Here is a 23,816-nt window from a genome sequence, read left to right as displayed (position 1 = left end):
TTTTTCACCATTTCTCTAAATCAACAGATAGGATAAGCGTATTCATAAATACGCTTTCAGTCAAGTCATTCAACGTGTTTGAGTGTTTTCAATATATTGTTTCAACTTTAAAAATTGGTCATTTTGCGGATCTTGTTTTAATGCTTTTTCGATGAAGTCGTCTGCTTCCGCTGTCTCGCCTTTTTCTACATATAACAACGATAAGTGATACAATTTATTCGGCTCATTTGGATCTTTTTCAAGCGACTTTTGCAAATACTCAATGGCCTTGTCAAGATGTCCAAGCTGCGCTTCGGAAAGCGCATATATATGAAGTGCTTCAGCTGAGGCATCCTTTTGCTTTACATATTCCTCTAGACGCTGACTTGCTTCGCTATAGTTCTTTTCATCAAATAAACTCGCTGCCTCGCTAGTTGTCACCGCTTCTTTTTGATCGTCTGAATGAAACCCTGTATACAATCCAATGCCGCCAATAAGGAGGAGAAGAAGACTAGCAAGAAGCATTTTGACAGGCTGAAACTGTTTAGGAAGACGGACTGCTAAAGCGGCTAAAAATCCGCCAGCGAGCCCCCCAAGATGCCCTGCATTATCAATCCCTGATACAGTGAAACCTATCCCTAAGTTGATGAGGATAATCACGATAATATTTGTCCCCATCGTACGAAAGAAGAGCTTCCGGTTAGAAATCGCTAAATATAACAATGCGCCTAAACAGCCAAAGATCGCACCTGATGCTCCTGCTGCGATGGCTGTATTAAACACAAAGCTCGCTATGGAGCCAAAGATGCCGGAAATTAAATAAATGAGCAAAAATCTACCTGAACCATAAATTCTCTCAACAGCCGCTCCAACGGACCAAAGAGCAAATGTATTAAAGAGTAAATGCGTCAAACCAATGTGTAAAAACATAGGTGTCACAAAACGCCACCATTCACCCTCTAAAATCAGCACATTATTTTTCGCACCGAATGCTGTTAAAGTGGCTGTATTGGTACTTCCACCAGATAATTCAAGTAAAAGAAACATCACCACTTGAACTGCGATTAACATATAGGTAAAAATCGGTCTGCCATTTTGAAAAACGGCCCGTTCTCGTTCACGCTGCTTTTCCTGATCTTGAAATGCCTGAAGCACGTTCATTTTAAGCTGCATCACATCTTCGACTGTATCTGCTTTCGCCTCTTCTACATCAATCGAGAGTGATGTATTCAACCATTTTTGCAGCTCGTGTCCATCGTTTTGAAGGGTTTCTTCATTCAGTAAAACAGGTGTCACCGTTACCTTTTGCTGTTTTTGCGGCTGGCCGCTTAGGTCTTCCCAATCATCTACTGGAACATCAGCTGTAAATTGCAGCTGTAAGAGATGAAGAGATCGTTTACGCATAGCTTCTCTCAGCTGATTGATCCGATACGTTTGCTCCTCAATATCTCGAACGATCTCCTGCCTAAAATTCACATCTCTTCTATATAGACGGATGAGATCGTACCCTGAGTTTCGTGGTGCTTCAAAAAATATTTCATCTTCTGGATACGGACTTTGAATCATCTCGTATCCTTTTTGTCTTAGTTCATCAACAACTCGCCAAAATAGACTATCTATGACATTCATTCATTCGCGCTCCATTTTTTACATTATTATAGCAAGAATCGTACTTATCCGCATTTCTAAACAAAAAAAATCCCGGCTTTTGCGGGATTAGAATGCTTGGCGAATAAATTTCGTCCGAAAATATGGGATTTTCATCAGCCATTTAATAAAAAAGTGACGCACTTGGTTTTGACCTAAGATCAAATTCATGAGCCGATAACGATTTTGCACAAGAACGAATGCAAACAGTGTGAACACAATGCTCCAAATCATTTTATTCATCATATTCCCTCCTATGTTCGTATCGTGGCTTAAATAGGATTTGTTTATGCATGAACCATCATTTTTATCTCTTACCATGCGATCTACTTTCACACTCTAATCCCTTGTTCTTTTGATTGGATATAATAGACCTCTTCACACTCTGATTGATCATAAGAACCGCCAAATTGATGAAGGTCGATTAAATCTTTGAACGCTTTGATATACTCTCTTCTTATTTTTCCGACTCCAAAAAAATCAAGGTGTGTATGCCAAAAATAAACCCATGAATCATGTTCGAGTTGTAAGTCAAAAGTATTCACTTCCTCCCACAAATTACGGAAGTATCTTTTCTTTCCTCGAAATTTTTTCAATATATGACTCCTACTAGCTAAAATGCCCTGAGCTAATGAAACGATCTCAACACAAAAAGCCCGTTTTTGGACAATGAGCGGGCTTTCACTTTTGATATAACGTACCTTTTTCACTGACAATCATAGACACCGGTATGTCGTGCGTTTCAGCCGGAATATGCCTTGTCTGCTGTAAAGACAAACAAAGGGCAATGGTTACCCCGTGGTAGTCCGCTAAGTAGCGATCATAATAGCCGCCTCCGTAACCGATACGGTAGCCGTGCTGATCGAAGCACACCCCAGGGACAATGATCAAATCAATGGCTTCTTTATGTACAGCTGTAGACTCAAGAGGGTCTGGCTCCAATAGCCCAAAGTAGCTAGATTTCATCTTTGTTTCAGGTGTATATTCATAAAACACCATCTCTTTTGTTCTCGGAAAACAGGTGGGAATACAAACTGTTTTTCCTTCTTCCCACGCTTTTTCAATCAGAGGCATTGTCGGTATTTCTTTTCCCCTAGACATAGTCAAAGCAATCGTTTTCGCCTGTTTCCATGCTGGCAGCTGCAACACGTGTTCATGAAGTAGAGCGGCGTGGCGATTGAACTCTTCAGCGCTTATCTGATCAAGCATGGCTAATGTTTGAAGGCGGAGCTTCTTTTTCATACAGGTTCATCTCCCATCATAAAAAAACAGCAGGAAAATTCCCTGCTGCTTACTTTGTTTCACGATGTAAAGTTTGTTTTTTATCACGTGAGCAATACTTTTTGAATTCAACGCGATCTGGATTGTTTCGCTTATTCTTTTTAGTAATATAGTTACGCTCACCGCATTCAGTGCAAGCTAGAGTAATATTTACGCGCATGTTTTTCCCTCCAAACTAAAATCAATTCACATTCAGACCTAACTATAATACCACTTCTAGCTAAGGAATGCTAGAATGTTTTTTCACCAATTTCATTTTTCAATGCATTCCACCCGCATCCTGATCCATATTGTCTGGTCATGTGATGAAAAATCGCCTTCTCCCCTATAAAAACACGTTCTTTGTCGTACTGTATACATGAGAACCCCCTCTTTGTTCCACAGCTTTTTTTCATCTGATCCGTCTTCTTTTATTTTAACAGCGGGCAAGGTTTTCATACTCGGTTTCCCTATAAAAAGAAAAATGATGAAAAAAAGGTGATTTTTTCAGCAATTCCTTTTGAAACTAGCTTTTTTATGGTATAAAAAAGAAGGGTCGAAAACTGTCTGAAACAATCATGAGAGCCTTTTTTGGCTTTCAGCATTAAAATATGAATAAAAGGTGATGAAACATGGAAATTGCAATTATCGGATTGCTTGTTGTCAGTATTGTACTGATCGCATTCTCATATTTTCAAAGAGAGCCGATTAAAGAAGTCGAACAGGAACTTGAAACACTTCAACTATCTGCAATGCAAGAAATCTATAAACTGAAAAAGAAAATGAAGGTTCTTGAAGAAGAATTGCTTGAAACAAACATCGTTGTCCGCAAGCATTCAGAAATTGATCCATCTATTGCAAGACAAATCATTTCAAAGCATCAAAATGGCATGTCTCCTGAGGCGATTGCGCGCGCTGAGCATGTATCTGTAGAAGATGTGAACATGATCATTAAAGACAACGAGAGGGTGCTTGTATGACGAAAAAAAGCATCCAAACGTTTGCAGCAGGTATGATTCTTGCAACTGGTGTTCTGGCGATCGTCTTTTTCCTTACTGGAAAAGATGAAGCGGCAGCTGATTCTACAACAAAAGAAACCCTCGCAGCGAAAGTGACAGACACTGACGTGAAAAATTACTTAGACTCTAAAAAAGAAGTCTCCGTCAGCCGTGAAACATATCAACAACTTCTTGATTATAAAGAAAAAGCGCTGAAAGCAAATGAAGACGGCGATTCTCAGAACGATAAAAAAACAACGGACAAGCCAAAAGGCAAAACGGTTAAATTCGTGATTAAAAACGGTATGAGCACAAGTGATGTTTCAGACATGCTTGAAAAGGACGGAATCATCAACTCGTCTAAAGATTTTAATGATTATGTGATAGACGCAGGCTACCATAAAGAAATTCGTGCCGGCAAATTCAATTTAAAAACAGGTATGACATTCAAACAAATCGTCAAAGCCTTAACAAAATAACATCAAAACCCCCCTGGCGGCATTGACCTCCAGGGGGGTTTTGATTATCCAAATCGTCCTGATATATAATCATTTGTTCTTTGATCATTTGGCTCTGAGAACATCACATTCGTATCATTGACCTCAACAAGCTCGCCCATCAAGAAGAACGCTGTTCGGTCGGATACCCTTGCCGCTTGCTGCATATTATGCGTCACAATGGCAATCGTATATTTCTCTTTCAGTTTCATGATTAATTCTTCAATCTTTAATGTTGAAACAGGATCAAGCGCAGATGTTGGTTCATCCATTAATAGAATATCCGGGCTTGTGGCAATGGCTCTTGCGATACAAAGACGCTGCTGCTGACCGCCGGAAAGACCTAATGCAGGCGCACTTAATCGATCTTTCACTTCATCCCAAAGGGCAACATCACGAAGCGCTTTTTCAGCGATTTCTTTCAATTGCTGCTTGCTCTTCACCCCGTGAATTCTTGGCCCGTAGACGACATTATCAAAGATAGATTGAGGGAATGGGTTTCCTTTTTGAAAGACCATCCCGACGTTTTTACGCAGTTCCACTAGATCGACACGGCCTTTTAAAATATTGTCACCGTTATACATCATATCCCCAGTGATTTTCACACCTGGCACTGTTTTGACCATGAGATTTAAGGTCTTTATAAATGTTGACTTACCGCATCCGGACGGACCGATAATCGCTGTGACCTCGTGCTCTTTAATGTCTAAATCAATATGCTTCAGTGCGTGATGCTGTCCGTACCAAAGGTTCATATCATTCACACGAAACACTTCTTTTTTGACTGTTTCAGTTGCTACTGCATTCATCAAAATCCACCCGCCTTATCCGAATCGACCATTAATATAGTCTTCTGTTTTTTGCTGCTCAGGACGTGTAAAGATACGTTCAGTCGCATCGTATTCCACTAGATCACCGTTCAGGAAAAAGGCTGTATGATCAGATACACGTAACGCTTGCTGCATATTATGTGTGACAATGACAATCGAATAATCATGTTTCAATTCCGATAATAGTTCTTCAATTTTTGCATTTGAGATCGGGTCTAAGGCAGAAGCCGGTTCATCTAATAAAAGCACGCTAGGTTTCATCGCAAGGGTACGTGCAATACAGAGGCGCTGCTGCTGGCCGCCTGATAATGATAAGGCAGAGCGGTGCAAACGATCCTTGACCTCATCCCATAGCGCTGCCTTTGTTAAGCTTTCTTCTACCGCATCATCAAGCACTGATTTCCTTTTTTCACCCGCATATTTTAGCGCATGCGTAATGTTGTTGTAGATGGATTTAGGAAATGGATTTGGCTTTTGGAAGACCATCCCGATTTCTCTTCTTAAATTCACCACATTAATACGGTCATCCAAAATATTTAACCCTTCGTACATGATCGCCCCTTCACTTCGTGCATCTGGAATTAGGTCGTTCATGCGGTTAATGCTGCGTAAAAAAGTCGATTTTCCGCACCCTGATGGGCCGATTAATGCAGTAATTGCATTTTTTTCAATTTCAAATGAAATTTGATTGACTGCTCTTTTTTCACCATAATAAATACTTAAATCCTGCACCTGTAGAATCTGTTCCGCTTGAAGTGGAGCCTTTTTTGCTGCAATCTCTTTTTTTTCTGCTAGCATTTGAACCATATCCCCTTCACACCTCTCACTATTTATTTTGACGTAAGCTTCTTATGAATAAATGAACCAAGCCATCTAGCTGCTAAGTTGAATACTAATACAGAGAGCACAAGTACGGCTGATGCACCATTTGCAATGGCCTCTGCATCTGGAATAATCCCCTGTGTATTGACGTTCCATATATGAACGGCTAATGTTTCTGCCGGTCTAAAAATATTCAGTGGTGATGTATCGGAGAAAGGACTCCAGTTTGTAAAATCAAGACGCGGTGTTGAAAGACCTGCTGTGAAAAGAAGAGCAGCCGCCTCACCGAAAACTCTTCCCGATGCTAAAATCGCTCCGGTAATAATGGATGGAATCGCACCTGGGATCAGAACCGTCTTCACTGTATGCCACTTTGTCACACCAAGCGCAAGCGATGCTTCCTTTTGATCCTTCGGTACAGATCGAAGTGCATCTTCTGTCACCCTGACCATCACTGGCAGGTTAAAGACAGTCAGCGCAAGGGCTCCTCCGATGATCGTATAGCCCCATCCTGTTAAATTAACAAACATCAGCAAACCAAACATACCGATGACGATCGATGGCAGAGACGATAACACTTCAATACATGTACGAATAAAATCAGTCACTTTGTTTTGAGGTGCATATTCTGCCATGTACACCCCACCGCCCACGCCAAGAGGCACGGTAAACAGCATCGTAATAAATAGAATGTAAAACGAGTTAAACAGCTGATCCCTAATACCGCCGCCAGAACCAATCGCACTTGAGCGTGTAGTCAAAAAGTCAAAATTTAATTCTTTGGCACCGTTGAAGATGATATAAGAAAACAAGCCAACAAGTATCGCCGTAATAATGGCGGCACATAATCCAAAAACAATTGTGGCAAAACGATCGGTCATTTTGCTATTCATTAAATCTTCCTCCTAGATGACAAGTATCTGATAATGAGTATGAACATAAATGATACAACTAGAAGGACAAGTCCCATTGACCAAAGTGTATTGTTTTCAACACTTCCATACGTTGTATGTCCCATGTTTAACGTAATAATGGTTGTTAATGTACCAGCTGTGTCCATAATACTTTCTGGTAGATTACGCGTGTTTCCAATGACCATCTGAACGGCAAGGGCTTCTCCAAATGCTCTTGCCATTCCAAGCACGACTGCTGTCATTAATGTCGGAAGCGCTGCCGGTACAAGAACACGTCTGATCGTTTGCCATCTTGTTGCGCCTAATGCATACGATCCCTCACGTAAACTTTTTGGAAGTGAAGCCATTGCGTCAGTTGCAATGGATGTAACAGTTGGCAGAATCATAATAGACAGGACAATCGTTCCTGCTAAAACACTGTGCCCTGAACCGCTTGACTTGAAGTGTCCAATAAACGGCACCAATACTGTAAGACCTATGAATCCGTAAACAACGGATGGAATCCCTACAAGCAGTTCAATCACTGGCTGGAGAATTTTCCGTCCCCATGCAGGTGCAATTTCTGTCATAAAGATCGCTCCTGCGATGCCTAGCGGTGCTGCTATAAGTGCTGATAGAAGCGTGACAGCGATTGAACCAAAGATAAACGGAAATGCGCCGTATTGCGGATTTTCTGCTGTAGGGTTCCAATTGATACTGGTTAAGAACTCAATTGGGCTTACACCATTTACGATGAAAGATTGTAAACCCTTAATACCAAGGAAGATCGTGATGGCGATTGATACAGCAATCATTAAGAATGCGCAAAATTTCACCAAAATACTTCCTCTTACTTCATCCATTTGCCTATTTTTTTTCGAGCTGATCAGTCGATCGCTCGCTTCTGTATGTTCTATCTGTTTCATCTTTTTCTACACTCCTATGAATGTCATAAAAGGAAAAGTGAAAAGCTCCACTTTTCCTTCATCATCAATTCAAGACCTTTTACTTATCTGTTTGTTTGCCTGTTGCGTCTCTTTCTACTTTCATATTAGAGACTGAGATGTAGCCTTGGTCTTTAACGATTTCTTTTTGTACTTCGTCACTCATCAAGTAATCTAAAAATTGTTTTGCTAAACCGTCTGGCTCACCTTTTGTATAAGAGTGCTCGTATGCCCAAATTGTATATTTACCGCTTTCTACATTGCTTTCTTCTGGTTTCACACCATCAATGCTAAGCGGTGTAATTTTGTCATCTGTTAAATAAGAGAATGCTAGATACCCAATCGCACCTGGTGTTTCTGCAATCAACTTTTTCACTGTGTTTGAAGAATCCTCTGTGATTCCTTCTGCAGGTGTCGCGCCGTCAAGTGCATATTTCACAAATGTTGCACGAGTTCCTGATGAGTCTGGTCTGTTCACAAGTGTGATTTTTTGGTCTTTCCCGCCAAGCTCTTTCCAGTTTTTGATTTTACCAGTGAAGATTTTTTTCAATTCGTCCTTTGTGATGTCTTTGACACCAACTTCAGGGTTAACAGCTGCGGCCATTCCAACAACTGCTACTTTGTGGTCTTTTAAAGCTTTTGCGTCGATTCCGTCTTTCTCTTCTGCGAATACATCTGAGTTCCCAATTTGTACAGATCCTTCTGATACTTGAGAAAGTCCTGTTCCTGAACCGCCGGCTTGTACTTGAATATCGGCTTTTGGATGTTTATCCATGAATTTTTCTGCTGCCGCAAGAACTAAAGGCTGCATCGCAGATGATCCTGAGATGGTAATGGAACCTGATGCCTCATCTTTGTTTGAAGCATTTCCTTTACTGTCTTTTGAATCTCCGCTTGAGCTGCTGTTTCCGCATGCTGTGACGAATGCTAACAATGCGATAGTAAGGAAAGTAAGCAGCCATAATTTGTTCTTTTTCATTTCAAGAATACCCCCTGAATAATTTGTCCTACGAGTAATACATTAAAGGTTCTTTATTAATTTCGTTTAAATGGAATGTTAAGGTTTTGTAAATGTCGGAGATTTGTAGAGAAATTGCGGGGTTTTTTATGATTTTTGTCAATTTATATCGAAAAGTTTGAAGAAAATATAAAAAAACGCCCACAAAAAGTGAGCGTTTTTACCTAGAATAGGTCTAGTTATTTGTTTCTGCTTCATTTTCAATTTTGTTTTTGTTCTTCGCTTGTGTATCATTGCTTTCCTGTTTCGATTTCAGTTCAAAGTACTTGTCTAATACTTGTTCACCAATATCATTTGTAATCGGATAGCGCTGGTTGTAATCTTGATACACCCAAGGCACGACAACTGAAATCGCTACTTCTGGATTATCAGCAGGCGCATACGCAACAAGTGTTGTGTTATATGTTGGTGTGCCGCGTTTGCTTTTAATCGGGCCGTCATAGAATGATTGAGCGGTCCCTGTTTTGCCAGCTGGATTGTATTTTTTGTTGCCAAAGTTCGAATATGCTGTCCCTCTTGGGTTCTGCATCACAAGCTTGAATCCTTGCTGTACGCGTTTGATCTCATCACTTGTCATATCGAGCTTATTCAGTACATCCGGCTTGACGGACTCCGTTACAGCCCCAATGCCTCTTTGCGGATCTGGCTCTCTCACTTCTTTTACGAGCTGAGGACGTAAACGATAGCCGCCATTGGCAATCGTTGAAACGTATTGCGCCATTTGCAGCGGTGTAAACGTGTCATATTGTCCAATCGCATAGTCAAGTAACAGACCAGATTGTGTAGATGTTCCACGATAGCCAGTTGCTTCGTTTGGCAGGTCAATACCTGTCTCTACTCCAAGACCAAATTTACTAAAATTGTAACGGAACGTATCAAACGCCTTTGTATCAATTGGGAGCGGCTGATTCTTACGATATTCCCCTTTCCCAATTGCAATCGCTGTTTTAAACATATACACGTTTGATGAACGCTCTAGTGCGGTTAAATCATTAATGAGTCCCATATTTTGATAGGATTTTTTCGGCGGTGACTGAGCGATATAGAGCGGTTCATCGTATTGGGTGCTTCCAATATGAAGGACGCCTGTTTTATAACCTGTGAGCACAGTTGCCCCTTTTACTGCTGATCCCATCGCATATGATGATGTCATCGTTCCTAGTGCATAGTCATCAAATTTGTATGACCCATTCTTATTGGTAATCTGTTTACCCGCAATCGAGAGTACTTCCCCATTTCTCGGGTCCATCATGACAACAAACGCACGATCAAGAAGTTCTGTTCCGCCTCTTTGCTTCGCACTTTTCAAGTTCTTTTCGATGATTTTTTCCACCGCTTTTTGCAGCTGAATATCAATCGTCAGCACAAGGTCTTTCCCGCTCTTTCCTTCTGTTAACACTTTAGAGCTTGTGACATTGCCTTCTTTATCTGTTGTACTTTGTTCTTTTTCTTTTTGACCTTGCAGGACATCTTCATATTGATATTCAAGATAGCTTTTTCCTACACGATCATTTCGGCTGTAGCCGAGTGATAGATAATGTTCAAGCAGTGACGACGGAAGACCTTCATCACTTGAAGACACACTGCCGAGCATACTGCGGAGCAGTCCTTTATAAGGATAGCTGCGTGACCAGTCTGTTGTGACATCTACACCTGGCAGCTCGTCCAAATGCTCAGAGACGTAAGCAATTTCACTTGGTTTTACATCTTCATTTTTAATGAATTGAGGCGTAAGTGCATAGCCTGCATCCATTTGTCTTTTAATCGCAAGCACTTGCAAATCTTTTTTCGTCAGTTGATTTAATTCTTTGTCTGTGATGCGTTTCAGCTGGAGCTCGTATAGTTTATCATCAGAGACCTTATCGTCACCCTTTAAATCGGCTTCCTTTTGAACAAGCTTTTTCGCTTCATTCGGATGGGTTAAGATCCAGAAATCTTTTTTATCACGATCTGTGATTTTCTTCGTACTTACGTGAATCATATCCGCTAATTTTGTTGCCACTTTGAGCCGCTCTTCTTGTGAAGTCGTCGAGGTTCTCGTATATGTAATGGCATTTAGCGCTTTATTGCTGACAATCGTGTTATAGTTTCGATCATAAATTTTTCCGCGCGGAGCAGATGAGCTGACATTCACGTCTTCTTGTTTTTCTGCCTGCTTTTTATAATCTTCTCCATTCACAATTTGCACAAAACCGAGTCTGACCACAACACCGGTAAAAATAATGAACGCAGCTAAAAATAATAAATTCAGCCGGATCGGAAGTGTTTTGCGCCCTTCCTTCGCGTCTTTTTTGTTTTTCTTGTTTCTCATCACATCACCTTTTCTATCAAGAAAGAAATGGCACCCCTTTTTGTGTATAAAAGGTGCCATCATCATTTTAGCGGTTTTTCTATCATTTATCTAGAAATTTGATGTTCCATTGGTAAGAAATTTTACCTTTCTCCCTTCATAAGGTTCGTTTGAGAAACGGGCTTTTGACCGTCAGCCTCTTCTATATCAGCTGTTTTCTCTTTTAAATGAATGTCCTTTACAAAATAATAAATAAGGGTGTGCCCCGCTCCCAGTACGACAAGTGAAGCAGGAATCCCAAGCCGATCGCCCAGTAAGGTGACAGATAAAAGAAAAAAGACAATCGAACAAATACGCCCTGCATTTAAAAATAGTTCTCTGACGACAATATATTCAATTCGGGCTTTTCTTGCATATCTGGCATGACCGATGACATCGTAAGTTAAAGAGACATACGGAACAAGCAGAAGCGGGTAGCCGATCGCAATGGCTACAGCGTACATAAGCAGTGATACATAGGACAAGTGAAAGACGATTAAAAATAAAGCGCCGTATAAAATAAGCCCGCCAAACATAATCGCTTTTTTGCGCCATTTTTTCTTAATCAAACGAGTAGCAAAAAAATAGGCAAAAAAGGCAACACCTGAATTGACTAGACCAAATGTGCCTAAAGCAAGCTCACTGTTTGTTGCAATAAACACAAAGACACTGATTAAAAAGACAAACACGCCTTCACGGAGCCCCTGAAAAAAGTGAGCAGTTGTGATCTTACGCCAATTCTCGTCCGCATGGCGCTCTTTCCAAATTTGCTTAATGATAAATTTTCCTTTTGATTGTCTCCTCTTGAGGAAAAAACTCATCACAACCGCTAGTGAAAACAAAAAAAGCGATAAAGTGAAAATCACTGTATAGCCTGTATCATCCGTTAATTGAGAAATCACAATTCCTGCAATGAGCGGCCCGATCATACCGGCTGTAGAGGTAAGCACTCCTAAAAATCCATTAAAGAAATCCCTTGTTTCAGGTTCAGTAATCTCAAAAGTGAGCACGTTAAAGGCAAGCCAGTAAAAACCATAGCCGATTCCAAGCACACTGCCTAATAACACGAGCCGAGCTGCCGCTTGCTCTCCTGCCATGAGAACAATTAAGTAAAAAGCGGCTAAGAAGATGACACCGAAACGAAGAACAAATGCACGATCTATTTTTTTAGCGAGCCGTCCAGCAAATAAAAAGGTAATGGGCTGAAGGACAACAATCGCCAAGTTATAAATCGCAAGGTCTGTAAATCGCCCAGACTGTTTCCATAAATACACGTTCACAAACGTATTCGAAAGCGCAATCGCAAGTGCGTATAATCCGCCAATCGTGAGGAGGAGCAATAAATCTCTTGTGACATCCATGTCCCCGAACATTTTCTTTAATCTGCTCATATCATTCATTCTCCTTTTCTACACAATAGTCTGTCTCATCAAAAGGCAGATATGTAAAAAAAGGAGGGAAAATATAAAAAGACCCGCTCTCAGAGAGAAGCAGGTCTTTTCAAATCAAATCATTTATTTAGCTTCGCTGTAAAGGCGAGCCACTTCATCCCAGTTCACAACATTCCAAAATGCTGAAATGTAATCAGGACGACGGTTTTGGTAGTTTAGGTAGTAAGCATGCTCCCAAACGTCTAGTCCTAGGATTGGTGTTTTTCCTTCAGTTAAAGGAGAATCTTGGTTTGGTGTGCTTGTGATTTCAAGTTTGCCATTGTTCACAACAAGCCATGCCCAACCAGAACCAAAGCGTCCTGCAGCTGCTGCAGCGAAATCAGATTTGAATTTTTCAAATCCGCCTAATTCTTTTTCGATCGCATCTGCAAGTTCACCAGTTGGTGCGCCGCCACCGTTTGGTGAAAGAAGCGTCCAGAATAATGAGTGGTTCGCATGTCCTCCGCCATTGTTACGTACAGCTGTACGAATGTTTTCAGGCACAGAGTTCAAGTTAGCCACTAGCTCTTCAATTGATTGATCTTCAAGAGCTGATACACCTTCGATTGCTTTGTTTAAGTTTGTTACATAAGTGTTATGGTGTTTTGTGTGGTGAATCGTCATTGTTTCCTTGTCGATATGTGGTTCTAATGCATCGTAAGCATATGGTAATTCTGGAAGTTTAAAAGCCATGGTTAAATTCCTCCTTAGAAATGTATGTACTGAAATGCTTCCTTAGTAAGCAAGCAATTCACCCTAATCAAAGAGTATCAAAAGAAACGGCTTGTTTCAACGTTATTGCTCATGATCTGAAACATTTCAGTGTTTATTTTGTATTTAACCCTTCTGAAAGAGTGTTAAACACCGATTTTCCATTTAGCGAAGCACATAAAACAAAAAGATTCCCAGCATCAGTGCTTGAATCAACCCTTTTGCAAATACGCCTGACACAAAACCAATTAATGAGCCAAGCCCCACTTTCACACTTGTCTTCAGATCTTTTTGATGAACGAGCAGCTCTGCGATGACACTGCCGATAAATGGACCAATGATAATTCCAGCAATCGGAATCACAAAAGGACCGGCTAAAAGCCCAATGGTACTTCCCCAAATGGCCGCCCGGCTGCCGCCAAAGCGTTTCACCCCAATCAGATTGGAGACATAATCCGCGGCAAATAACACAGCTGTAAACATGGCTTGAATGAGCCAAAAGGTGAGCGTCAATTTCTCAAAGCTAAAAAAGAACCCATATAAAATAAACCCAAGAACCATGAAAACCACACTAGGAATGATTGGATAGACAAGTCCCACAAACGCAATGATAAATGCACAGCCGATCAAAATCCAATACAGCACGTCCAATCCGCAGCCGCCTCCTTTTTATATGCTGTATACATTATGCCTCATTCCTTCTATCTTAACCAGCAATGAAGGCCGTACTTGTACTGGATGGATAGACATTGATACAATGTGAGAAATAGAAAAGAATGTAGGAAGTGAATCGGTTGAACGTATTTAGTTTATTGTTAAAAGGAATTTATTCACCAAAAGATATTGCCAGAGCACGTTTTACTGGGATTGGAAAGGCCATTTTATTCATCTTTATCCTTTCGATCATCGCAGCTGTCCCCCAGTGCTATCATATGAGCAAAGAGATTTCAAATGCGATGTCAGGATTTCAGCATGTGATTAAAAAAGATTTACCCGACTTTTCCATTGAAAAAGGAACGCTTCAAGCGGATCAAAGCACGCCGATCGAAAAAGAAGAAAACGGCATCACGATTATCTTTGATCCCGCTGAAAAAATAAAATCAAGTGAGCTTGAATCAAAACAAACAGCCATTGCGTTATTGAAAGAAAAAGCAGTGATTGCCATTGACGGACAAATGACAGATATTCCATACCAGCTGCTTGGCGGAACACTCACAAAAGATGAACTTGCCAGCGTCACAAACCAGAATCAAGCGATCATTATCCCTGTCATTTGTGTCCTGCTGTATCTATCTACTGCTGCTCTCATGTTCATCAGCGCAACATTCCTAGCCATGCTTGGTACATTTATTAAACGAATGCAGCAAAAAGAGCTGTCCTTTCAAATGCTTTGGAAGCTCTCTGCCTATTCACTCACATTAACAACCGTCTTTTTCGCCATCATGAGTGCATTAAACACGCCGGTTGCGAACTCATTTTTATTAAATTGGGTGATTAACTTTATTTTCTTATATCTTGTCGTTAAAGAAATACCTGCAAAAAAATAAGCTCCCTCATTTCGGGGAGCTTTTTTATTTGTTTTGACCCTATGACTCATCTGGATGGATGATCGCAAACATATAGTGATCCTCCCACTTATCATTGATCTTTACTTTTTTACGATGAAGTCCCTCATTTTCAAACCCTGTCTTCTCAAGCACACGAATGGAACCAATGTTAGATGGTTTTACGCCAGCCTCAATACGGTGAAGGTACAGTTCATAAAAGGCATAATCGATAATCAAACGAATCGCCTCTGTCATATACCCCTTCCCGCCTTGCCTTTCATCAAGCACATATCCAAGCAAAGCCCCTTGAATCGGTCCTCTTTCAACAGAATGGAGTGAGATCGTTCCAATTAATGCATCTGTTTCATTTAAGAAAATACCGTGCATATAGGCTTCATCTTTTGCACGCCTTTGCATACTGCGGTTAATCCGTTCCTTTTGACGAGGTACAGTAAAAAAATCATCCTGAACCAAAGGTGTAAATTGCTGAAAATAAGTGCGGTTTTCTCGTTCAAGTGTTAATAGAGCTTCTGCATCACTTTCTGTTAGTGTTCTTACATATATATTCTGACTGATTTTCTTCATATACTCTCCCCCTTTTTTTATTTTATCATAATAAAGAAAGCGCTTCGGCTTATCAAAGATTTTTCCGATTACAAGTCATACTAGAACTCACTAGAACCGCCCTTCTCTAGCTTTTTCACTCTTTTTGGTTCTATCAACTCAGGGACAAACATACACTGAAGTAAACTCTTAAAAGCGGTGAGTAAAATGCGGCGAATTATTTTTTTACTAGTCAGTTTGTTTGTCCTCTTTATTATCTTTTTTGATTTGAAAAATGGAACGATCCCCGTTCAGGAAGGCCCTGCTGTTCCCGCCAGCGCCTTTCAAACAGCTGATAAACAGGCATATAAAACTGTCACTGTTAAACAAGGTCAAACCGTCGTCTCTATCGTACATACAAGTAAGCCATTAGATGAAGTGATCGAAGACTTTGAAGCACTGAATCAAGGCGTCAAAGCGAACGAAATTCGGGCAGGCAGCACATACAAGTTTCCGGTCTATAAGAGATAAAACGTTAATTCCTTGTCATTCATACGAAGAGACTGTTACAATATGAGATGTAAAACACGTCGTACACTGCAAACGAATTGCATGTACACTAAGGAGCGATTGACAAGTGAGTGAAGTCACACATCGTACAAAAACGCGTCCCGTCAAAGTGGGACCTTTAACTATAGGTGGAAACAATGAAGTCGTCATTCAAAGTATGGCGACAACCAAAACACATGATGTCGAAGCGACAGTAGCTGAAATTAAACGTTTAGAAGAAGCTGGCTGTCAAATCGTGCGTGTCGCATGCCCAGATGAGCGTGCAGCAAATGCGATTGCGGACATAAAAAAACAAATCAACATTCCCCTTGTTGTCGACATTCATTTTGACTACAAGCTTGCACTGAAAGCGATTGAAGCAGGTGCAGACAAAATTCGTATCAACCCAGGAAACATCGGAAGACGAGAAAAAGTCGAAGCTGTTGTGAAAGCGGCAAAAGAAAAAGGCATTCCAATTCGTATTGGGGTAAACGCCGGTTCGCTCGAGAAAAAGATTCTTGATAAATACGGCTATCCAACAGCAGATGGTATGGTTGAAAGTGCACTGCATCACATTAAAATTTTAGAAGACCTAGACTTTCATGACATCATTGTCAGTATGAAAGCATCTGATGTAAACCTTGCGATTGAGGCATACGAAAAAGCAGCAAAAGCCTTTGATTATCCTCTTCATCTTGGGATTACAGAATCAGGTACGTTATTTGCAGGTACGGTCAAAAGTGCAGCTGGTCTTGGCGCAATCTTGAATATGGGGATTGGTAACACACTCCGTATTTCATTAAGTGCTGACCCGGTCGAAGAAGTCAAAGTGGCACGTGAATTATTAAAATCATTTGGCCTTGCATCAAATGCAGCAACACTCATCTCTTGTCCAACTTGTGGACGAATTGAAATTGACCTCATTAGCATTGCAAATGAAGTCGAAGAATATATTTCTAAAATTAAAGCACCGATCAAAGTAGCTGTTCTCGGATGTGCTGTAAACGGTCCGGGTGAAGCGCGTGAAGCTGATATCGGCATCGCTGGCGCTAGAGGTGAAGGCCTTTTATTCCGCAAAGGTGAAATCGTTCGGAAAGTGCCAGAAGAAACAATGGTCGAAGAACTGAAAAAAGAAATCGATAAAATCGCTGAAGAACATTATGCAAAAATGGAAGCTGAAAAAGCAAAACAAGCGAACGCATAACAAAGAACGCCTGACATCACTGTCAGGCGTTTTTCTGTTCCTGTCCTGTTAAAAGAACGGGGTGATAAAGATGCCGAGGATGACGGAAACGATTCCGATCCCGATTGACCACGCGCCAAGCGCATGTGCTCCTTTTCTTCTTGCAATATAACCAACGACGATTGCCGCTACCCCTAATAGCACCGGCAAGACAAATAATGAGATAATCGCAATCGCGAGTGCTGTATAGCCTATCCCCTTACTGCCTGAATCGTCACCTACATGGTCACGTTCTCTTCTGTCTTCACGATCTCTTGATGCTTGATATGGCTCTGCTATTTCAGCAGCTGTTTCCTCTAAATAGCCATCATCATTACTAAAGTGTGTGTCGATTTCACGATTATTTCTTCTGAAATCTTCGTCTCTTTCCATGATCAATTCCCCCTTTTGGTTAATAGAAAGGAGCTTTTTTAGTATGAGCAAAAATGTCTGTTTCATGTTTGCTAAAACTTGCTGGAATTGTGAATTGATTATGTTACACTTTAAGAGGATAAATATGAGGAGTGTGGGCATGTTACGTTTAGGAATTGATATCGATGGCACAGTCACGGCGCAGGACACCTTTGTCCCCTACTTAAATGAGTCGTTTCAATGTGACATCACACTAGATGATATGACGGAATATGATTTGACGAAGCTTTTAAAGATTTCAAATGAAGAATTTTGGGGCTGGATGAATGAGTATGAGCCTCTTATTTATAAACAGGCAAAGCCTGCCGAGGGTGCAAAAGAAATCCTCAATCAAATGAAACATCATCATCAATTGATTTATATCACAGCCAGAAGGCAGCATCACTCAGACATCACCTACAAATGGTTTGAGGAGAATCATGTCCATTATGACGATATCGAGCTTGTTGGCGGACATCATAAGGTGGAAGCTGTTCAAAAACATAAGATCGATGTGTTTTTTGAAGATCACCATGGCAATGCCACAATGATTGCAAAAGAAGCTGACATTCCAGTGATTCTGTTTAACTCACCGTATAATCAAATGCCAATTGATGAACGGATCATTCGCGTGAATAATTGGCAAGAAGCATCCCAATGGATCAAACAGTATGAAAAGCGTCTGCAAACTGCTTACTAAAACAGATCAAAAGCCGATACGTTTTTAATGTATCGGCTTTTTGATTGTACGATAATGTCCTTCTTTTATTAAAAAATGATAAAGTGCACCCATCATACCTGCCTGATTGAAGTAATAGCACGTTTCCAGTGTCACCTGTATGTTTTTCCATGCATGCAAAGTATGTAAATGTTTCTCAATGTTTGGAATCAAATCGGGCCTTGCACTCACGCCCCCGCCAATGAGGATTTTCTCTGGATTGAGAACTGTTGCCACATTGTAAATGCCAATTGCGATTCGTTTGTACCACTGATCGATCATCTTCTCAATGGCCGGATCATGCTTGGCTTTTTCAAAGATCTCTTGACCGTCTATTTGCTGACTTTGTGGAAGTCCCTGCTGCTCTTTGTAGCTTCGTATCAATCCAGCTGTCGAAGCACTGCTGTTGAGTGTCGTAAACTGACCGTTTTCTGTTTCTGTCAGCATCATGCCAAATTCACCGCCGCGAAAAGAGGCACCGCGAACAAGCTCGCCACCAGCAAAAATACCGCCGCCGACACCAGTCCCAAGCGTCATACATATAAAGCTGTCACACTCTTTCGCATGACCACTAAATTTTTCAGCCAGAGCTGCACAGTTCGCATCATTTTCTACTTCTACACGAAGTGATGTTTTTTCTTCCAAAAGCGTTTTGACATTTTGACCATTTAAAGCAATAATCGCTCCTGCAAATTCCGTATAACCCGTTTGACTGTCAACAAACCCCGGAAGACTCATCGCAATCCCTTTGATATTCCAAGTCCTTTGATACTCTTTCACCACGTTCTCCATGTCCTCTAAAAACGGCTCAAGCTGCCGGCAGTTTGTTTCGTAGTCACCGCTCATGATCAGCTCACCATTTCGATTCGTGACCCCGTGCTTTGTTTTTGTCCCGCCTACATCGAATACGATATAATACGCCACTTTTGACCCCTCCCCCTATTTCTAAAGACTCAAATCTGCTTCTATAGATGATCTGTTGTTCTCATTTTAATGAAACAGCTATCCTTTGTAAAACGTTTTCAACATGACAAAACAAAAAGCCAGCCCATCGGCTGGCTTCTTTCATGAATGAACTTCTTTTGGTTCGCAAGAAGGACACGTTCCGTAAATTTCAAATTTATGTCCGCTAATGTGATAATCCTCTAGATCAGCATCAAGCTTGTCCATAGGGCAAGCGTCGATTTCCTTTGTTTTACCACACGTCAAACAAATAAAGTGATGATGATGGTGGGAAAACGAACATTTAAAACGGAACAGTTTCTCCCCTGATAATTCCGTTGTCTCTAATATCCCAAGATCTTCATATAAAGACAGGTTTCGATAAATCGTATCAAAACTAAGCCCTGGGTAATCTTCACTTAAAGCTGTTAATACATTTTTAGCGGTCAAGTATTTATCAGAATCAGAAAACAATTGAAGCATATCTTCACGTTTGCTTGTATATTTATAGCCTTTTTCCTTTAATAAATCAAGCGCTTCTTGTACGTTCATGATGATTCCCCCTTCTGAATTTCCCAATACTAATACACCCGATTAAAATCAAAATAGACAGCATCACAATGGTTCCACCCGGCGCTAAATCAAGATAATAACTTAAAATCAAGCCGACCATAACAGACAATTCCCCAAATAAGATGGAAAGGAAAATCGCCTGTTTAAACCCTTTGGCAATCCGAATACTTGCCGCAACAGGCAGTGTCATGAGTGCGGACACTAGGAGTGTACCAACAATACGCATCGATGCTGCGATGACAAGTGCAACGACTAAAATAAAAATAAAATGAATCCACTTAGCTGAAATACCAGAAGCCTTCGCATGTTCTTCATCAAAAGAAAGCAAAAACAATTCTTTATACAAGAGCACAACCACTAATACAACGACAAGTGAGATCCCAACAATAATCCAAAGATCGAGCCTTGAAACCGCACTGACACTTCCGAACAAATAGCTGAACAAATCTGTATTAAAACCATTTGCAAGTGAAATGAAAATAACAGAGATCCCAATACCACCCGATAAAATAATGGGAATTGCCAGCTCCTGATAATGTTTATACACAGAGCGCAGACGTTCAATAAACAACGAGCCAGCCACAGAAAAAGCCATTCCTAAGTAAAGCGGGCTAACCCCTGTCAAAAGTCCAAACTTTTTATCAAGGAATAAACTTGCCGCTATCCCAGCAAGTGATACGTGACTAAGCGCATCTGCGATGAGAGAGAGCCTTCTCACGACAATAAATACACCAAGTAAGGGCGCAATAAAGCCGATCAGCATACCTGCGATAAACGCATTTTGTAAAAATTCATAATGAAAAAATGGAAATAGCATTATTCATGTCCCCCATGATGGTGATGATCGTGATGAATCACTTGAATGTCATGCCCGTAAAACTGAGAAAGCGCCTGATCATCCATCGAATCAAACGTTTCCGCATCTCCATGAAAATGAAGTGTCTGATTTAAACAAGCCACATGCGTGACTTTGTCAGAAACGGTTCCTACATCATGTGTAACGAGAATTAAAGACATTCCTTTTTCTTTGTTCAATGTTTCTAACAGCTGATAAAAGCCTTCTACTGTTCTTTGGTCTACACCCACAGTCGGCTCATCTAAAATAAGCAGCTTCGGCTGACTGACGAGTGCACGGGCAATAAATGTACGCTGCTGCTGCCCGCCTGAAAGCTCACCAATGTTTTGGTGTTTTAAGTCCTGTATGCCAACTGAGCGGATGGCCTCATCTACTTGAAGCTTATCCTGCTTACTCATGCGTTTGAATAAACCAATCTTCGCCGTTAAACCACTTGCCACGACCTCGTATACAGAAGCAGGAAAACCTGTATTAAAGCTATTCGCCTTTTGAGAAACAAATCCAATTTGATCCCAGTCTTTAAATTTTTGAGCAGGTGTGCCAAAGAGCTTCAATTCTCCCTGCTGTGGTTTAATCAAGCCAAGCAGGCATTTTAATAAGGTTGTTTTACCAGATCCATTCGGTCCAACAAGTGCTAGAAAGTTTCCTTCCTCTACTGTTAAATGAATGTGATCGATGACATTTCGCTGTCCATATGAATACGAAATGTCCTTCATTTCAATAATTGGCTTTGCCATAAATCTTTCCACCTTTAATCCAATATAAAAAGAATGATTACGATTTATACAACAAAAAGAAAATGGCAAAAGCCATTTTCTTTGTCCATACATACATTTCATTATATAAAAGAAAGATAAAAAAGTAAAATAAAAGCTAATGAATGGCTGTTTTGAATTTACCGCCTTTTGTTTCATGCGTATCCATAATCGTAATAAAGGCTTGACCATCAATTTCAAACACGATAGATTTCAGCTTCGTAATTTCAAGTCTTGTCACGACGGCGTAAATGACATCTTTTTCTTCATCGGTATAACCGCCTTTTCCTCTAAGCTTGGTGGTTCCCCTGCCGAGACGATGAAGGATCGCATCTGAAATTTCATCATAATAATCCGAAACGATAATGACAGCTTTTGTTTCATCTAGTCCTTGAATGACAGCATCAATTGTTTTCATTGCCAAATAATATGTCATGACAGAATACATAGCCTGCTCTGGTCCGAAGACAAAGCCTGCCCAAATAAAAATGAACACATTGACGATCATGACAAACTCACCGACGGAGAAAGGAATTTTTTTCGTCAGAAGAATTCCTAAGATTTCCGTTCCGTCCATTGAGCCTCCATTCCGTATCACAAGCCCAACGCCAAACCCGAGTAATAGCCCTCCAAATACAGTAGCTAAAATCGGCTGCGTCGTAAATGCTTCTACATGATGGAGTGAAGATTCAATCACGGCCAAGCTGACAATCCCAATCACAGTGGAAATCAAGAAGGTTTTCCCAATATGTTTGTATCCTGATATCATAAATGGAATATTTAAAATGACAACAATCGTCGCAAAATTAATGAATGGGTTATCCGTAAAAAGATAATCCAAAATAAGCGAAATACCGATGATGCCTCCATCAATAATATTGTTTGGCACTAAAAATAATTCAATGCTGACTGCCGCACATGCAGCTCCTACTAGAATCAGAAAAATTCTCAAAATAAAATGAGGCACTGATTCCTTTTTATGCTGTTTACTATTTGCCATACGTTCTCCCTTCTACACATGTTTAGTTTTCAATGAACATTTTATTCACTTTACTATTTTATCATTTCACAGAGTAAAATAAAATTTTTTGCACATTTTCCGTTTTCGCCCATACATTGATACAGAGGGGAGGAATGGAATTGATTTTAATTCAAAAAATTGTGTTGCAGCGTCTGAATCAGATCACAGCAAATGACTTGTTAAGGTATGCGAAACAGTATGGGGTCAGTTTAACATCCAATCAGGCTACTGAGGTCGCCAAACTCATGAATGGGAAAAACGTCAATATTTTTAACGATGCAGAGCGCAACCGGCTGCTTAAGCAAGTGGAGGCGATTACGTCTAAGCAGACAGCACAGACCGTCAATGATCTGTTTAATCAATTCACAAATTAGGCAAAAAAGGGCCGCATTTAGCGGCACCTCATCACATTGCATGCACTTTTTATTGACCCGTAATCTTATCTAGTAAACCTTCATCAAATTGCTTTTCTTTCAGCATCGCAATTTCGAATTTATAAGGTGGTTTCTTGTTCTTTTTATCTTCACCTACATAAGGCGTTTCTAGAATCTTCGGCACATCTTGAAGCTGTGGATGATGAACGATATAGCTCAGGGCATCAAAACCAATTTCTCCAAAACCGATATTTTCATGTCGGTCTTTTCTTGCGCCTTGTACATTTTTACTATCATTAATATGAAGAACTTTGATTCTGTCGATCCCGACAATTCGATCAAATTCTTCTAATACTCCATCAAAATCACTCACAATGGGATAACCTGCATCGTGCGTGTGACACGTATCAAAGCAAACAGAAAGTGCTTCGTTATGTGTCACACCGTCAATAATTTGGGCAAGCTCTTCAAAGCTTCTTCCGCACTCTGATCCTTTTCCCGCCATTGTTTCCAGCGCAATTTGAACCTCCTGCCCCTTCACAATGACTTCATTGAGGCCTTCAATGATTTTTTGAATTCCAGCATCTGCACCTGCTCCGACATGCGCACCTGGATGAAGAACAATTTGTCTTGCACCTAGCGCTTCTGTACGCTCTATCTCAGAGCGAAGGAAATCCACTCCAAGCTCAAATGTCGCTGGATTCACTGTGTTCCCAATATTGATAATATACGGTGCATGAACGACGATATCTGTCATACCATGCTCTTTCATATGCGCTTGTCCAGCTTCAATATTGAGATCTTCAATTTTTTTACGGCGCGTATTTTGCGGTGCACCTGTATAAATCATAAAAGTATTTGAACCATAAGAGGCAGCTTCCTCACTCGCTGCAAGAAGCATATGTTTTCCGCTCATGGATACATGTGATCCAATCTTCAACAATGTG

29 protein-coding genes are annotated in these 23,816 nt (G+C 40.6%); 7 read left to right on the top strand and 22 right to left on the bottom strand.

Going from position 1 to position 23,816, the window contains the following annotated elements; genetic code table 11:
- Window positions 1-69: 69 nt before the first annotated feature.
- The 5 genes from ACSBQP_RS01365 to rpmG all read right to left on the bottom strand — a co-directional run bounded on the left by ACSBQP_RS01365 (window position 70) and on the right by rpmG (window position 3,067).
- Window positions 70-1,608: a rhomboid family intramembrane serine protease gene (locus tag ACSBQP_RS01365; RefSeq protein ID WP_435028121.1), complete on the bottom strand. Its 1,539-nt coding sequence runs from the start codon at window positions 1,606-1,608 to the stop codon at window positions 70-72.
- Between the two features lie 87 nt (window positions 1,609-1,695).
- Window positions 1,696-1,869: a hypothetical protein gene (locus ACSBQP_RS01360; protein ID WP_017367602.1), complete on the bottom strand. Its 174-nt coding sequence runs from the start codon at window positions 1,867-1,869 to the stop codon at window positions 1,696-1,698.
- Between the two features lie 89 nt (window positions 1,870-1,958).
- Window positions 1,959-2,222: a hypothetical protein gene (locus ACSBQP_RS01355; RefSeq protein WP_008342327.1), complete on the bottom strand. Its 264-nt coding sequence runs from the start codon at window positions 2,220-2,222 to the stop codon at window positions 1,959-1,961.
- Window positions 2,223-2,307: 85 nt separating this feature from the next.
- Window positions 2,308-2,868, bottom strand: a complete 561-nt coding sequence (locus ACSBQP_RS01350; protein WP_206115544.1) for a 5-formyltetrahydrofolate cyclo-ligase — start codon at window positions 2,866-2,868, stop codon at window positions 2,308-2,310.
- Window positions 2,869-2,917: 49 nt separating this feature from the next.
- Window positions 2,918-3,067 (bottom strand): 50S ribosomal protein L33, encoded by a 150-nt coding sequence (rpmG, locus tag ACSBQP_RS01345; protein ID WP_008360061.1) that lies wholly within the window; start codon window positions 3,065-3,067, stop codon window positions 2,918-2,920.
- 451 nt (window positions 3,068-3,518) lie between these two features.
- On the opposite strand from rpmG, the gene ACSBQP_RS01340 reads away from it, so the two are divergent.
- Together ACSBQP_RS01340 and ACSBQP_RS01335 are read left to right on the top strand one after the other, a co-directional pair.
- On the top strand, window positions 3,519-3,866 hold the full coding sequence (locus ACSBQP_RS01340; RefSeq protein WP_003217285.1) for a hypothetical protein: 348 nt from the start codon (window positions 3,519-3,521) through the stop codon (window positions 3,864-3,866).
- Window positions 3,863-4,363 carry an endolytic transglycosylase MltG gene (locus ACSBQP_RS01335; RefSeq protein ID WP_035390825.1) on the top strand — a complete coding sequence of 167 codons (501 nt, stop codon included), beginning with the start codon at window positions 3,863-3,865 and terminating at the stop codon, window positions 4,361-4,363. The genes ACSBQP_RS01340 and ACSBQP_RS01335 overlap by 4 nt, the downstream gene beginning before the upstream one ends.
- A gap of 44 nt (window positions 4,364-4,407) precedes the next feature.
- Here ACSBQP_RS01335 and pstB (ACSBQP_RS01330) read toward each other — a convergent pair whose 3' ends face one another.
- From pstB (ACSBQP_RS01330) to ACSBQP_RS01290, 9 genes are all read right to left on the bottom strand, one after another.
- Window positions 4,408-5,190: a phosphate ABC transporter ATP-binding protein PstB gene (pstB, locus tag ACSBQP_RS01330; protein ID WP_008342337.1), complete on the bottom strand. Its 783-nt coding sequence runs from the start codon at window positions 5,188-5,190 to the stop codon at window positions 4,408-4,410.
- Between the two features lie 15 nt (window positions 5,191-5,205).
- Window positions 5,206-6,018 (bottom strand): phosphate ABC transporter ATP-binding protein PstB, encoded by an 813-nt coding sequence (pstB, locus tag ACSBQP_RS01325; protein WP_435028118.1) that lies wholly within the window; start codon window positions 6,016-6,018, stop codon window positions 5,206-5,208.
- A gap of 23 nt (window positions 6,019-6,041) precedes the next feature.
- On the bottom strand, window positions 6,042-6,926 hold the full coding sequence (gene pstA, locus ACSBQP_RS01320; RefSeq protein WP_007501259.1) for a phosphate ABC transporter permease PstA: 885 nt from the start codon (window positions 6,924-6,926) through the stop codon (window positions 6,042-6,044).
- A complete protein-coding gene (pstC, locus tag ACSBQP_RS01315; protein ID WP_017357999.1) occupies window positions 6,926-7,852 on the bottom strand; it encodes a phosphate ABC transporter permease subunit PstC in 927 nt (308 codons plus the stop codon). Before pstC ends, pstA begins: the two co-directional genes overlap by 1 nt.
- 79 nt (window positions 7,853-7,931) lie before the next feature.
- Window positions 7,932-8,849, bottom strand: a complete 918-nt coding sequence (locus ACSBQP_RS01310; RefSeq protein WP_007501261.1) for a phosphate ABC transporter substrate-binding protein — start codon at window positions 8,847-8,849, stop codon at window positions 7,932-7,934.
- Window positions 8,850-9,063: 214 nt separating this feature from the next.
- Window positions 9,064-11,199 carry a peptidoglycan D,D-transpeptidase FtsI family protein gene (locus ACSBQP_RS01305; RefSeq protein WP_039964027.1) on the bottom strand — a complete coding sequence of 712 codons (2,136 nt, stop codon included), beginning with the start codon at window positions 11,197-11,199 and terminating at the stop codon, window positions 9,064-9,066.
- Between the two features lie 122 nt (window positions 11,200-11,321).
- Complete coding sequence (locus ACSBQP_RS01300; RefSeq protein WP_008342348.1) at window positions 11,322-12,608, bottom strand: MFS transporter; 1,287 nt, start codon at window positions 12,606-12,608, stop codon at window positions 11,322-11,324.
- A gap of 123 nt (window positions 12,609-12,731) precedes the next feature.
- Complete coding sequence (gene sodA / locus ACSBQP_RS01295; protein WP_007501264.1) at window positions 12,732-13,340, bottom strand: superoxide dismutase SodA; 609 nt, start codon at window positions 13,338-13,340, stop codon at window positions 12,732-12,734.
- Between the two features lie 183 nt (window positions 13,341-13,523).
- The gene (locus ACSBQP_RS01290) at window positions 13,524-14,009 is read right to left on the bottom strand and encodes a DUF456 domain-containing protein (protein ID WP_041091011.1); all 486 of its coding nucleotides are present in this window, start codon (window positions 14,007-14,009) and stop codon (window positions 13,524-13,526) included.
- 143 nt (window positions 14,010-14,152) lie between these two features.
- Between ACSBQP_RS01290 and ACSBQP_RS01285 the strand changes: the two genes are divergently transcribed.
- On the top strand, window positions 14,153-14,905 hold the full coding sequence (locus tag ACSBQP_RS01285; protein WP_435028116.1) for a DUF1189 domain-containing protein: 753 nt from the start codon (window positions 14,153-14,155) through the stop codon (window positions 14,903-14,905).
- A gap of 39 nt (window positions 14,906-14,944) precedes the next feature.
- Here ACSBQP_RS01285 and ACSBQP_RS01280 read toward each other — a convergent pair whose 3' ends face one another.
- A complete protein-coding gene (locus ACSBQP_RS01280; RefSeq protein WP_017367613.1) occupies window positions 14,945-15,490 on the bottom strand; it encodes a GNAT family N-acetyltransferase in 546 nt (181 codons plus the stop codon).
- A 186-nt stretch (window positions 15,491-15,676) separates the two neighbouring features.
- Here ACSBQP_RS01280 and ACSBQP_RS01275 point away from each other — a divergent pair, with 186 nt between their 5' ends.
- Together ACSBQP_RS01275 and ispG are read left to right on the top strand one after the other, a co-directional pair.
- Window positions 15,677-15,979 carry a hypothetical protein gene (locus tag ACSBQP_RS01275; protein ID WP_052320616.1) on the top strand — a complete coding sequence of 101 codons (303 nt, stop codon included), beginning with the start codon at window positions 15,677-15,679 and terminating at the stop codon, window positions 15,977-15,979.
- A gap of 106 nt (window positions 15,980-16,085) precedes the next feature.
- Complete coding sequence (gene ispG / locus ACSBQP_RS01270) at window positions 16,086-17,201, top strand: flavodoxin-dependent (E)-4-hydroxy-3-methylbut-2-enyl-diphosphate synthase (RefSeq protein WP_008342357.1); 1,116 nt, start codon at window positions 16,086-16,088, stop codon at window positions 17,199-17,201.
- Window positions 17,202-17,249: 48 nt separating this feature from the next.
- Here ispG and ACSBQP_RS01265 read toward each other — a convergent pair whose 3' ends face one another.
- On the bottom strand, window positions 17,250-17,612 hold the full coding sequence (locus tag ACSBQP_RS01265; RefSeq protein WP_212338177.1) for a DUF308 domain-containing protein: 363 nt from the start codon (window positions 17,610-17,612) through the stop codon (window positions 17,250-17,252).
- A gap of 139 nt (window positions 17,613-17,751) precedes the next feature.
- Between ACSBQP_RS01265 and ACSBQP_RS01260 the strand changes: the two genes are divergently transcribed.
- Entirely contained in the window at window positions 17,752-18,330 is a 579-nt protein-coding gene (locus ACSBQP_RS01260; protein ID WP_008342361.1) for a 5' nucleotidase, NT5C type, read from the top strand.
- Window positions 18,331-18,354: 24 nt separating this feature from the next.
- Here the strand turns inward: ACSBQP_RS01260 and ACSBQP_RS01255 are convergent, their stop codons facing one another.
- The 5 genes from ACSBQP_RS01255 to ACSBQP_RS01235 all read right to left on the bottom strand — a co-directional run bounded on the left by ACSBQP_RS01255 (window position 18,355) and on the right by ACSBQP_RS01235 (window position 22,474).
- A complete protein-coding gene (locus tag ACSBQP_RS01255; RefSeq protein WP_435028112.1) occupies window positions 18,355-19,272 on the bottom strand; it encodes an ROK family protein in 918 nt (305 codons plus the stop codon).
- Window positions 19,273-19,413: 141 nt separating this feature from the next.
- Window positions 19,414-19,842, bottom strand: coding sequence for a Fur family transcriptional regulator (locus ACSBQP_RS01250; protein ID WP_003217433.1), 429 nt, complete (start codon window positions 19,840-19,842; stop codon window positions 19,414-19,416).
- Window positions 19,820-20,680: a metal ABC transporter permease gene (locus ACSBQP_RS01245; RefSeq protein WP_007501274.1), complete on the bottom strand. Its 861-nt coding sequence runs from the start codon at window positions 20,678-20,680 to the stop codon at window positions 19,820-19,822. Before ACSBQP_RS01245 ends, ACSBQP_RS01250 begins: the two co-directional genes overlap by 23 nt.
- Window positions 20,680-21,456 (bottom strand): metal ABC transporter ATP-binding protein, encoded by a 777-nt coding sequence (locus ACSBQP_RS01240; protein WP_008342368.1) that lies wholly within the window; start codon window positions 21,454-21,456, stop codon window positions 20,680-20,682. Before ACSBQP_RS01240 ends, ACSBQP_RS01245 begins: the two co-directional genes overlap by 1 nt.
- Before the next feature lie 136 nt (window positions 21,457-21,592).
- Complete coding sequence (locus ACSBQP_RS01235; RefSeq protein ID WP_007501276.1) at window positions 21,593-22,474, bottom strand: YitT family protein; 882 nt, start codon at window positions 22,472-22,474, stop codon at window positions 21,593-21,595.
- A gap of 140 nt (window positions 22,475-22,614) precedes the next feature.
- Between ACSBQP_RS01235 and ACSBQP_RS01230 the strand changes: the two genes are divergently transcribed.
- Window positions 22,615-22,869, top strand: a complete 255-nt coding sequence (locus tag ACSBQP_RS01230; RefSeq protein WP_076822215.1) for a DUF2624 domain-containing protein — start codon at window positions 22,615-22,617, stop codon at window positions 22,867-22,869.
- A gap of 49 nt (window positions 22,870-22,918) precedes the next feature.
- Here ACSBQP_RS01230 and ACSBQP_RS01225 read toward each other — a convergent pair whose 3' ends face one another.
- Window positions 22,919-23,812: a deoxyribonuclease IV gene (locus ACSBQP_RS01225; RefSeq protein ID WP_017358005.1), complete on the bottom strand. Its 894-nt coding sequence runs from the start codon at window positions 23,810-23,812 to the stop codon at window positions 22,919-22,921.
- Window positions 23,813-23,816 lie beyond the last annotated feature (4 nt).

The organism is Bacillus sp. G402 (assembly GCF_051172515.1).
In the GTDB taxonomy this organism is placed as follows: domain Bacteria; phylum Bacillota; class Bacilli; order Bacillales; family Bacillaceae; genus Bacillus; species Bacillus altitudinis.
The sequence above is the reverse complement of the archived record's forward strand: the minus strand, read 5'-3'. Positions and strand labels throughout refer to the sequence as shown.

Coding starts and splice junctions, on each gene's coding strand:
- ACSBQP_RS01365 (WP_435028121.1), bottom strand. CDS start 1,608: ATGAATGTCATAGATAGTCTATTTTGGCGAGTTGTTGATGAACTAAGA.
- ACSBQP_RS01360 (WP_017367602.1), bottom strand. CDS start 1,869: ATGAATAAAATGATTTGGAGCATTGTGTTCACACTGTTTGCATTCGTT.
- ACSBQP_RS01350 (WP_206115544.1), bottom strand. CDS start 2,868: ATGAAAAAGAAGCTCCGCCTTCAAACATTAGCCATGCTTGATCAGATA.
- rpmG (WP_008360061.1), bottom strand. CDS start 3,067: ATGCGCGTAAATATTACTCTAGCTTGCACTGAATGCGGTGAGCGTAAC.
- ACSBQP_RS01340 (WP_003217285.1), top strand. CDS start 3,519: ATGGAAATTGCAATTATCGGATTGCTTGTTGTCAGTATTGTACTGATC.
- ACSBQP_RS01335 (WP_035390825.1), top strand. CDS start 3,863: ATGACGAAAAAAAGCATCCAAACGTTTGCAGCAGGTATGATTCTTGCA.
- pstB (WP_008342337.1), bottom strand. CDS start 5,190: ATGAATGCAGTAGCAACTGAAACAGTCAAAAAAGAAGTGTTTCGTGTG.
- pstB (WP_435028118.1), bottom strand. CDS start 6,018: ATGGTTCAAATGCTAGCAGAAAAAAAAGAGATTGCAGCAAAAAAGGCT.
- pstA (WP_007501259.1), bottom strand. CDS start 6,926: ATGAATAGCAAAATGACCGATCGTTTTGCCACAATTGTTTTTGGATTA.
- pstC (WP_017357999.1), bottom strand. CDS start 7,852: ATGAAACAGATAGAACATACAGAAGCGAGCGATCGACTGATCAGCTCG.
- ACSBQP_RS01310 (WP_007501261.1), bottom strand. CDS start 8,849: ATGAAAAAGAACAAATTATGGCTGCTTACTTTCCTTACTATCGCATTG.
- ACSBQP_RS01305 (WP_039964027.1), bottom strand. CDS start 11,199: ATGAGAAACAAGAAAAACAAAAAAGACGCGAAGGAAGGGCGCAAAACA.
- ACSBQP_RS01300 (WP_008342348.1), bottom strand. CDS start 12,608: ATGAGCAGATTAAAGAAAATGTTCGGGGACATGGATGTCACAAGAGAT.
- sodA (WP_007501264.1), bottom strand. CDS start 13,340: ATGGCTTTTAAACTTCCAGAATTACCATATGCTTACGATGCATTAGAA.
- ACSBQP_RS01280 (WP_017367613.1), bottom strand. CDS start 15,490: ATGAAGAAAATCAGTCAGAATATATATGTAAGAACACTAACAGAAAGT.
- ACSBQP_RS01275 (WP_052320616.1), top strand. CDS start 15,677: ATGCGGCGAATTATTTTTTTACTAGTCAGTTTGTTTGTCCTCTTTATT.
- ACSBQP_RS01265 (WP_212338177.1), bottom strand. CDS start 17,612: ATGGAAAGAGACGAAGATTTCAGAAGAAATAATCGTGAAATCGACACA.
- ACSBQP_RS01260 (WP_008342361.1), top strand. CDS start 17,752: ATGTTACGTTTAGGAATTGATATCGATGGCACAGTCACGGCGCAGGAC.
- ACSBQP_RS01250 (WP_003217433.1), bottom strand. CDS start 19,842: ATGAACGTACAAGAAGCGCTTGATTTATTAAAGGAAAAAGGCTATAAA.
- ACSBQP_RS01245 (WP_007501274.1), bottom strand. CDS start 20,680: ATGCTATTTCCATTTTTTCATTATGAATTTTTACAAAATGCGTTTATC.
- ACSBQP_RS01240 (WP_008342368.1), bottom strand. CDS start 21,456: ATGGCAAAGCCAATTATTGAAATGAAGGACATTTCGTATTCATATGGA.
- ACSBQP_RS01235 (WP_007501276.1), bottom strand. CDS start 22,474: ATGGCAAATAGTAAACAGCATAAAAAGGAATCAGTGCCTCATTTTATT.